Source organism: Paenibacillus residui (assembly GCF_042677205.1).
GTDB classification, from domain to species: domain Bacteria; phylum Bacillota; class Bacilli; order Paenibacillales; family NBRC-103111; genus Paenibacillus_L; species Paenibacillus_L residui.
Map to the genome: position 1 here is coordinate 1 of NZ_JBHTIU010000058.1, position 6,795 is coordinate 6,795.

The following is a 6,795-nucleotide window of genomic DNA, read 5'->3' on the forward strand; positions in this document are numbered from 1 at the left end:
CAATACCGAGCGAGGCACGAATGCCGTTCAGCTCAGTTCATTCCTGCAGGTCACTTATAAAACCGCTTGGGCGATCCTTCACAAGATTCGCCAAGCTTTGTCTCAAGCAGATCATAAGCAGCCGCTTACCGGTGTGGTGAAGGGGGGCACAGCCTTTCATCGCCCTTTCCGCAGTGCTGCATCGGTCTTAGGGCTCTATCCCGAACAGAGGCCTGTATTCGTCGTTGCTTCCTTGGGCAATGGAACTGTACCTCAGCAGGTCAAAATCAAAACCGTTCGTCCGGAAGATATGGAGGATGGCAGAATCTATCGGTCTGCGGGCGAGCACTTCATCAAGGAGCATGTCAGCCCGGATGCAATCGACGTGGATATCGAGACGAGGCGCTACCATTATCAACGCGTTCCTTCCCTGCGGAATTATTTGCGCAAAGCGAGAGCCTGGACCAATCGAGTATTTAATGGGATCGGACCGAAGTATTTACAGCATTACCTGGATGAATTCTGTTTTCGTTTGAATAAGCAGTTGCAGAACGTCCCTATTTTTGAACATCTCGCCCGTGCTTGTATAAGGCTATCGATGGAAAGGCCATAAACATCGAAAAGAGTATCCTATCCCCCATGACTCGGTTTGATCACAGGGGTGGGATTGGTTTATGTGCATTTAGGGTTTTATGTGTAGTCAGGTTTTTATGTGCGCTCAGAGCTTTTATGTGTAGTCAGGGTTTGATGTGCATTCAGAGCTTTTATGTGTGGTCAGGGGGAATATAAGTTAGTTTTCATATGTATGTAAATTTATTCCTTTATTAATGTTGCACATTTGATCCAGGGATATTTCTGACGAAATGCCAAAGTTGCAATGGTTGGGTTAGTTTGGTTAGTTTGGTTAGTTGGGGTCGTTGATGGTTACTATCTAACAGAACGTCGCGCCTTATATTTTCTGAGCGAAAGGGATAACAGTCAAAGGGGCTAAGAATAGAGATATTGTCTTAGAAATATCGGCAAAACCACAGGATATGGCCGGGCAAAAGATCGCGCGGATTATTTATATGGAACATCGCAGGTTCATTGTCCAGGGAAAATAGTTCTTTTAACGGTTTAAATAAATAACCAGGGTTTCATTAGGAACAAAATACGTTTAGGCATCGGAGTAGGTAAACCAATCCTGAGTTATTGGGATAACAGCCAAAGAAGGGGTTCTCTTATAAGTCGATCTATGATTTTTCAAGCCCCACCTAGAGTTAAATTTCGCTGATAAAAAGGACCCCGTTCCCACTCAGAGTGGGATTTGAGGTCCTTTTTGCCTTCATTTTTGGGATTTTCCCGTTTTATGCTAACATTTTTGGGACAGCCCCTTCGATTTGAATATATTTATATTTTTACCGCACGTTCTCTATCAGCAACTGCGCTTGGGCTGCAGCTATCCGAGCTAACGGAACACGATACGGTGAGCAACTGATATAATCCAGGCCGGCGGCATGGAAAAACATAATTGAAGAGCGATCACCGGCGTGCTCCCCACAAGCTCCTGTTCTTAATAGGGGGTTTGCCGTTTTGCCTTTTGCCAGTGCCCATTCGATCAGTTGCCCGACACCTTCCCGATCAAGAACTTGAAACGGATTATGCGGAAGCAGCTTTTGCTCAAGATAATGGTTTAAAAACTTTCCTTCGGCATCATCACGACTATATCCAAACGTCATTTGAGTTAAATCGTTTGTCCCAAAGGAGAAAAAGTCTGCATGCTCGGCGATCTGGTCAGCAGTTAATGCAGCGCGAGGAACCTCGATCATCGTTCCGACTTTATAATGTATGGCGTTCTGTTCCCTGCCAAGGACCCGTTCCGCCACAAGGTCCACTACCTGACGCATATGCCTTATTTCCTGGGGATGGCCAACAAGTGGGATCATAATTTCGGGAGCGACTTTAATCCCTTCCGACAAACATGCTGCCGAGGCACGGAATATCGCTTCAACCTGCATCTCGTAAATTTCCGGGAACACGATTCCGAGGCGACAGCCGCGCTGACCCAGCATCGGGTTTGTTTCATGAAGCGAACGTACTTTGCGGATCAACTGCTCTAATTCAACCAGATTCGCTTGATCGGCATGTTCTAATGCCCTGTAATATTGCTGCTGCAGTTCTTCCAAATTAGGAAGAAATTCATGCATCGGCGGATCGAGTAGACGGATGGTTACCGGCTTACCGCCCATCGCGCGAAAGAGACCCGCGAAGTCCTCCTCCTGCATTGGCAGCAATTGGGCAAGCCACTTCATCCGTTCTTCCCTGCTCTCTGCCAGAATCATGCTGCGGACAACCGGAAGGCGGTCTGCCCCGAAGAACATATGCTCAGTCCGGCACAGCCCGATGCCTTCTGCACCAAACATTCCGGCTTTGCGGGCATCGTCCGGATTATCCGCATTCGCCATTATACGAAGCTTGCGCACCTCGTCCGCCCAATGTAAAATCTGTTCAAGCTCGGAGGAAAGCTTCGCTTCCTTCACCTGAATTGCCCCTGCAATGACCTGTCCAGTCGCCCCGTCGATCGAAATCCAATCTCCTTCAAGAATCAGACGCTGACCCGCTCTGAACGCCCGGTCCTCAACGCTCAACTCTTCGCAGCCGCATACGCATGGTTTCCCCATGCCGCGGGCCACGACCGCCGCATGGCTGGTCATTCCTCCACGGCTCGTCAACACTCCTTCGGCCGCAATCACCCCGTGAATATCCTCCGGGGTCGTCTCCGTGCGGACAAGGATGACGGGCTTGCCTTCCTTCTTCCACTGCTCGGCGGTGTCTGGATCAAAGACAACTTGCCCACACGCGGCGCCTGGAGAAGCAGGAAGGCCTGTAGCAATCACATCTAATTCAGCGGAAGAATCGAAAGACCGATGGAGTAGTTGGTTAAGATGGGTTTCGTCAATTCGCAGCAATGCTTCTTCTTTAGTGATGATCTTTTCCTCAACCATTTGTACCGCAATTCTCATAGCGGCTTGCGGCGTTCTTTTGCCTCCCCTGGTCTGCAATATGTAAAGCCTCTGCTTGTCCACCGTAAATTCGATATCCTGCATATCTTTGTAATGTCGCTCCAATTTATCGGCCAGCTCTGTAAGCTGACGATATAAATCAGGCATTTGTTGTTCCATACGGCGTATAGGAAGCGGGGTTCGGATTCCGGCAACTACATCCTCTCCTTGTGCATTGGTTAAATATTCGCCAAAAAGCATTTTATCCCCTGTAGCCGGGTTTCGGGTGAACACGACTCCGGTTCCGCAATCATCCCCCTTATTCCCAAAAACCATCGACTGGATATTAACCGCAGTCCCTACTTCATCCGGTATCCGATGGGCTTTTCGGTAAATAATCGCTCTGGAGTTGTTCCACGACCTGAACACCGCTTCAATCGCTTTCTCAAGCTGTTCCATGACGTTCTGCGGGAACGCCCCCGAAGTTTCTTGTTGAATGAGGGTTTTGTAATTTTCGATTAATCTTCGCCAGCCTTCTGCCGTTACTTCTCCTTCCTCGGTACAGCCCATCTCTCTTTTCATGAAATCCAACCGTTCTTCGAAATGAACTAAAGGTATTCCAAGCACAACATTTCCGTACATTTGGATAAGGCGGCGATAACAATCGTATGCGAAACGTTCATCCCCCGTAGACTCGGCCAAGCCTCTCACCGTATCATCGTTAAGCCCGAGATTCAAAATCGTATCCATCATTCCAGGCATCGAGTCGACCGAACCTGAACGGACGGATACCAGGAGCGGATTCTCAAGATCGCCAAATCGTTGGCCGGTTTCGGTTTCCACAGCTTGGAGTGCAGAAACGACCTGCTCCATCAAGTCTGCCGGAAGAGCACACCCCCCCAAATAAAAAGCACGACATGCCTCCGTAGTTATGGTAAATCCGGGAGGCACCGGAAGACCGATGCCTGTCATCTCCGCCAAATTAGCTCCTTTGCCGCCAAGCAGTTCCTTCATTGTCTTGCTGCCTTCCTGAAAACGATAGACCCATTTATTGTTATTCATCCGCTTCGACTCCTCCAACCCGGTTGCAATTTCCTTCATTGCATTCCGTGTAGAACATTCGGACACCCTCTGTAGGCACCGTTCCTATAATTCTGCCGCAGCTTCGACATAAAATAGTACCGAGTTCCAAAGGAAATACGCCAGCCGTCTTTTCCGTTAAACCCATATTATGTTCCACACACATTCCCCTTCCCAGCATTTTGTCGCTCTAAACCTATTTGTCAGATAGAGAATTATGAGTACTATAATTTAATATATGACGTCATATTTTTAGTATTATAATACATTAATCATTTATATGACGCAATATATAAATTTAATCATTTTTTATTACGTTTTTTTCTGTAAATTCATCTATTCTTGTCCGCCAGCCTTCATGAATGCTCTCAATTAAAATCGGAGCCCCGACATAACTGGGCCTGAGTCAAAAGCATTCGATTCTTTTTTCCCCGTGATTTCACTTTTAACGCCAAAAGACCGATATTAGTTATGAAATCCAAAACGAGGAGGGTTTACATGGATATAGCAGCCCTATCTATAGTACTCAGCCAGGCATCATTGTCTCAATCCGTCGGGATTCGTCTGCTGAGCATGTCCAAAGATCAGGCCGAGCAGCAGGGCCAAACGATCTCACAGATGATGGAAACCACAAGCATCCATCCGGATTTGGGCCATAAATTGGACATTCGTATTTAATCAACGGCTGCCCGGCACTTAAAAATCTTAGGGTTATCCAATCGCTCTTTGGAGCAGCGAAGTCGCTTCTTTTTATGAAAGGAGCGATTTTTTTATTGATTTTTATTCTTCTTTGTATATCTCGCGTGCAAACCAAATGGGCAAAAAACAAAAAACCGGATAGATGGAAGCCTCTCATAGGCTCCCTCCACCCGGAATAAAATGTTTTTTTTCGTAATCACCGTTGCATTGTAGATCACAATTCTTTTGCCATTCAAATTGAACAATGCTTTATTTCTATACTCCGTTTCTTTAATTTCGATTCTTCCCCACATGCTCCCCGGGTGAATTTCCCATTATTACGACAACAAGGTAATGACCAACAATTCGTAAAGGACTAACGGAAGGATGACATTATTATATGCGTAAGCGTTGTAATACGGATTCCAGAATGACCGCTGCATGGAAGGATATTGGGGGACGCTTAAATAAAGATGTCCGTTGTCCATATGGACAATTGTCCCTTCATAAACATGCCCGTCGATCATTTCGACACGAACCGGTCTTTGCATGCATTGCCCACAGATCATCCGAACCTTGCTGCGGATGGATTTGATCGTTTCCACCCGTTCCGCATCCGCCTGGTAAACAGTTTGCCGGCTAACAAGTTCCACATTCATCATTTACAGCCTCCGATCTTTGTCACTTTCCCTTGCATTCTATGCCAATGCCTAGAGAAAGGTTCGAATCATACAGAAAAAACGAAGGCTTGTCTTTTTTCCCCATCCGAGAACATACGTGACAAACAACGGAGGGTCCGACGGGGGGTGCAACCCGAACATCGCCATGACCACTCCCCTACCCTCCAGCCCGCATGAATTACGGGTTGCCGGGACGATCCGTTAGGTTGTATCGTAGAGGGTAGATATTAGGATTATATACGCAAGGAGGGACCGTATTGACTCCCGAATTATTCCCACCCCCCTATCCTCGGATCTTCCCGCTTGGCGAATCCGCCGTTCTCGTGGAGCTGGGGGACCGCATTGACCCGGATATCCATCATCAGGTCCTGTCTTTGGCGGCGGAGCTGGAAGCCCGGTCTTTTCCCGGCTTGATTGAGGTCGTCCCGGCTTTCAACACGCTCGCGGTTTATTATGACCCGTATACTGTGTCCTGTCCTGAGCAAGCGGTTCAATCCGCGGGTCAAAACGTCCTTTCACCGTATTTGGCGGTATGCGAATGGGTCCGGGAAGCGGCTGCCCGAACGGAAAGCCATCAAGCTGAACCTCTGGTTCACCGCAGGGTAGTGACCATTCCCGTCTGCTACGGGGAAGAGTACGGCCCCGATCTCGAATACGTTGCGATTCTGAACGGGCTCACTACCGAGGATGTAATCGCTATTCACTCCGGCAGAGATTACCGTGTCTATATGATCGGCTTTGCTCCCGGGTTCCCTTACTTGGGCGGAATGTCGGAGCGAATTGCGGCTCCCCGTTTGTCTGCCCCTCGACCTGTGATCCCGGCGGGCTCGGTAGGCATCGCCGGCACTCAAACGGGGATATATCCGCTCCCCACTCCGGGCGGCTGGCGGCTGATCGGCCGTTCTCCGCTAGCCCTGTTTAACCCGGAGGAATCCCCGCCCACGCGGCTTCAAGCCGGGGATACGGTCCGCTTTCAGCCGATTACGGCCTCAGAATACAAACAATGGGAGAGACGTCGATCATGAGCTTGCATGTTCTGCAACCCGGACTTTTCACGACCGTCCAGGACAAAGGCCGGGCCGGCTTCCAGAAATACGGCGTGCCGGTCGGCGGCGCCATGGACGCCTTCGCCTTGCGGACGGCCAACGCGCTGGTCGGCAACGCGGAGGACGCTGCCGCCCTGGAAATGACGTTGACGGGCCCGGCCCTCCGGTTCGACACCGATGCGCTCATCGCCATCTGCGGAGGGGACTTGTCCCCCTCCATCGACGGCGATGCCGTGCCGGCCTGGCGGCCCGTCTACGTCAAACGCGGCGGCACGCTCCGCTTCGGCGGCTGCCGGAGCGGCTGCCGCGCGTACCTCGCCGTGGCAGGCGGCATCGCGGCTCCCCGCGTGC

General features: G+C 49.7%; 6 protein-coding genes and 1 pseudogene. 4 read left to right on the plus strand and 3 right to left on the minus strand.

Annotated elements, in window-relative coordinates; genetic code table 11:
• Window positions 1–592 (plus strand): annotated as a pseudogene (locus ACFQ03_RS16440) (transposase); the annotation flags it as partial.
• Window positions 593–1,376: 784 nt separating this feature from the next.
• On the opposite strand, the gene ppdK reads toward ACFQ03_RS16440, so the two are convergent.
• Window positions 1,377–4,022 (minus strand): pyruvate, phosphate dikinase, encoded by a 2,646-nt coding sequence (ppdK, locus tag ACFQ03_RS16445; RefSeq protein WP_379289480.1) that lies wholly within the window; start codon window positions 4,020–4,022, stop codon window positions 1,377–1,379.
• On the minus strand, window positions 4,015–4,221 hold the full coding sequence (locus ACFQ03_RS16450; protein WP_379289482.1) for a GapA-binding peptide SR1P: 207 nt from the start codon (window positions 4,219–4,221) through the stop codon (window positions 4,015–4,017). The genes ppdK and ACFQ03_RS16450 overlap by 8 nt, the downstream gene beginning before the upstream one ends.
• Window positions 4,222–4,538: 317 nt before the next feature.
• Between ACFQ03_RS16450 and ACFQ03_RS16455 the strand changes: the two genes are divergently transcribed.
• Window positions 4,539–4,718, plus strand: coding sequence for a YjfB family protein (locus ACFQ03_RS16455; protein WP_379289484.1), 180 nt, complete (start codon window positions 4,539–4,541; stop codon window positions 4,716–4,718).
• Between the two features lie 338 nt (window positions 4,719–5,056).
• Here ACFQ03_RS16455 and ACFQ03_RS16460 read toward each other — a convergent pair whose 3' ends face one another.
• Window positions 5,057–5,380 carry a hypothetical protein gene (locus ACFQ03_RS16460; protein WP_313960611.1) on the minus strand — a complete coding sequence of 108 codons (324 nt, stop codon included), beginning with the start codon at window positions 5,378–5,380 and terminating at the stop codon, window positions 5,057–5,059.
• Window positions 5,381–5,655: 275 nt separating this feature from the next.
• Between ACFQ03_RS16460 and pxpB the strand changes: the two genes are divergently transcribed.
• Window positions 5,656–6,423, plus strand: a complete 768-nt coding sequence (gene pxpB / locus ACFQ03_RS16465; protein WP_379289487.1) for a 5-oxoprolinase subunit PxpB — start codon at window positions 5,656–5,658, stop codon at window positions 6,421–6,423.
• Window positions 6,420–6,795: 5-oxoprolinase subunit C family protein (locus ACFQ03_RS16470; protein ID WP_379289489.1), on the plus strand; the 376-nt coding region annotated here is incomplete at its 3' end. The genes pxpB and ACFQ03_RS16470, both read left to right, overlap by 4 nt.

What these genes read in the sequence shown, in the direction of transcription:
- ppdK (WP_379289480.1), bottom strand. Translation starts at nt 4,022, where the DNA reads ATGAATAACAATAAATGGGTCTATCGTTTTCAGGAAGGCAGCAAGACA.
- ACFQ03_RS16450 (WP_379289482.1), bottom strand. Translation starts at nt 4,221, where the DNA reads ATGCTGGGAAGGGGAATGTGTGTGGAACATAATATGGGTTTAACGGAA.
- ACFQ03_RS16455 (WP_379289484.1), top strand. Translation starts at nt 4,539, where the DNA reads ATGGATATAGCAGCCCTATCTATAGTACTCAGCCAGGCATCATTGTCT.
- ACFQ03_RS16460 (WP_313960611.1), bottom strand. Translation starts at nt 5,380, where the DNA reads ATGATGAATGTGGAACTTGTTAGCCGGCAAACTGTTTACCAGGCGGAT.